Below are 334 nucleotides of genomic sequence, written 5' to 3' on the forward strand. Positions count from 1 at the left end.
GGCCCTGGGTGACCAGGTCCTTAAAGAAGTATTGGTTGAAGGAGTCCGTGGCGATGCCCGAGGGCACAATCTGACCGCTACGCCCTTGAGTGGCCATGGCGGTGCGAGCGTGTTCTGCGAAGAGTGAGTACGTATTGAGTCGCCCAAAGGCTGTCAGCGGGAACCGCCCAGAGGCGTGCGCGAAATGCTTGAATCCGTCGTTCTTGCGGTGTTCCTCCTTGAAACTCGCGTACAGCTCGGGGTCCTCTGTGGCCAGCAGGCTGATCTTCTTGTTGCGGGCCGTCATGTTCGCTGCTTCAGCGATGTCCACTCGACTTGCTGCGAAGAACTCGCG

1 protein-coding gene is annotated in these 334 nt (G+C 59.3%); it reads right to left on the reverse strand.

Annotated features, from left to right (window positions below; genetic code table 11):
* On the reverse strand, positions 1–310 hold a 310-nt coding region (locus tag IF47_RS28445; protein WP_157840081.1), incomplete at its 3' end, for a hypothetical protein.
* Positions 311–334 lie beyond the last annotated feature (24 nt).

It is taken from the genome of Streptomyces megasporus, from assembly GCF_000718985.1.
Taxonomy (GTDB): Bacteria; Actinomycetota; Actinomycetes; order Streptomycetales; family Streptomycetaceae; genus Streptomyces; species Streptomyces megasporus.